The organism is Dietzia sp. HMSC21D01, assembly GCF_001815995.1.
GTDB lineage: Bacteria > Actinomycetota > Actinomycetes > Mycobacteriales > Mycobacteriaceae > Dietzia > Dietzia cinnamea.
Genome location: NZ_KV823867.1, coordinates 1 through 1973, shown reverse-complemented (window position 1 = coordinate 1973; position 1973 = coordinate 1). Strand labels below are relative to the sequence as shown.

2 protein-coding genes are annotated in these 1973 nt (G+C 71.5%); both read right to left on the bottom strand.

Annotated features, from left to right (window positions below; translation table 11 throughout):
* The coding region (gene ftsW / locus HMPREF3086_RS06830) for a putative lipid II flippase FtsW (RefSeq protein ID WP_070720957.1) at positions 1-1385 on the bottom strand (1385 nt) is incomplete at its 3' end.
* 5 nt (positions 1386-1390) lie between these two features.
* Positions 1391-1973 (bottom strand): glutamate ligase domain-containing protein (locus HMPREF3086_RS06825; protein WP_305790931.1); only part of this gene is annotated, 583 nt, incomplete at its 5' end.

Genomic DNA, 1973 nt, shown 5'->3' with positions numbered 1-1973 from the left:
CGGCGGGTGACGGGGTCGCCGTACCGCCGGGCGCCCTCGCTCGAGCGACCGGGCGCCGACGAGGCGGGGACGGGGCGCTCGGGCCGGTAGGGGCGCGGGTCGGGCAGGGAGAACCACCGGTGCCGACGGCGGTTCGGGGAGCTGAGGATCGCGGAGATGGCCTCCGGCTCGTGCCGGGCGCAGTTGGCGAGCAGCCCGAGGGAGGTGAGCGTGACGACCGCGGAGGTACCGCCGTTGGAGATGAGCGGCAGCTGCAGGCCGGTCACCGGGAGCAGTCCCACGACGTAGCCGATGTTGATGAACGCCTGCAGGACGATCGTCGCGGAGATGGTGCCGGCGAGCAGGCGGCGGAACGGGTCCACCGAGCGCATGGCGATCCGCATGCCGACCCAGCCGAGGGTGAGGTAGAGCGAGACGACGACCGCGGCGCCGAACCAGCCGAGCTCCTCGCCGATGATGGCGAAGATAAAGTCGTTGGTGGCCTCCGGCAGGTAGAACCACTTGGCGCTGGACTGACCCAGGCCGACGCCGAACAGTCCGCCGTCGGCCAGGGAGAGCATGCCCTGGTACGACTGGTACGCCGCGCCCTGGGGGTTGGAGAAGTCCCCGCGGAACGTGTCGAGGTAGGTCCGGATCCGCTCGAAGCGGTAGGCGAACGCCACCGCGAGGACGCCGAAGACGACGACGCCGACGGCGATCACCCACGCGAAGTGCCGCGCCGGGTAGCCGGAGAACCACAGGATGCACAGGAACGCGATGGTCACCGCGGTCGCCATGCCCAGGTCGGGGGCGACGACGACGAGGACAGCCACGATGAGGTACCCGACGACCGCCGGGAAGAGCAGGTCCAGCCAGTAGCCCGTCCGCACGCGCTTGGCGACCACGGACGACGCCCAGACGATGAGGGCGAACTTGGCGATCTCGGCGGGCTGGATCGAGAAGATGCCGAGGTCGATCCAGCCGCGGGAGCCGTTGATCTCGGAACCGATGCCGGGGATCAGCACCGCGACGAGCAAACCGATGGACACGAGCAGCAGCGGGAACGCCGCCGCACGCAGCAGTTCGATGCGCAGGCGCAGGGCCAGGACGAAGCCCATCCAGCCGATGAGGACGAACATCGCCTGGCGCAGGAAGATGTCGAACGGCGTGCCACCGCCGGAGAAGGCCAGCACGTTGGAACTGGACAGCACCATGCCCAGTCCGATGACCGTGAGCAGGGCCGTGACCACCATGACCACGTGGTACGACGTCAGGGGCGCCCGGTTGATCGCGGCCAGTGGCGCGGCGATACGCCCGAGCAGGTCGGGCCGATCGGCCCGGTCCGGGCCGTCCGCCCGCTCGTGAGGTGCGTTGTCTCGCGGTGCCGCCTTGTCTCGCAGTGCCATAGCCCCTACCTCCCGGCCACGCGGCCCACGGCGAGGACGAAGCTGCGCCCCCGGTGGCCGTAGTCGGTGAACATGTCCATCGACGCGGCAGCCGGGGCGAGCAACACGGTGTCGCCTCCGGTGGCCATCCGCGCGGCCTCGGCGACCGCGCGGTCCATCGTCTGCTGCGGCTCGTCGGGACCCGCAGCGTCGTCATCGTCTCCCGAGGCCAGCTCCACCACGGGCACCGTCGGCGCGTGTCGGGCCAATGCCCCGGCGATCCGCCCGCGGTCGCGGCCGATGAGGACCACTCCGCGCAGGACATCGGCGACCTCGGCGACCAGCGGCTCGACGTCGGCGCCCTTGAGCAGTCCGCCGGCGATCCACACCATCGGTCCGCCCGCCAGCAGCGAGGTGCGGGCGGCGTGCGGATTGGTGGCCTTGGAGTCGTCGATGTAGGTGATCCCGTCGATGGTCGCCACCGGCTCGGCGCGATGGGCGCCCACCGTGAACGAACGCAGGGCCGCGGCGACGTGCTCGGCCCGCGCGCCCACGGACATGGCCACGGCCGAGGCGGCGAGTGCGTCGAGGACGCCCGCGGGCCCGGCC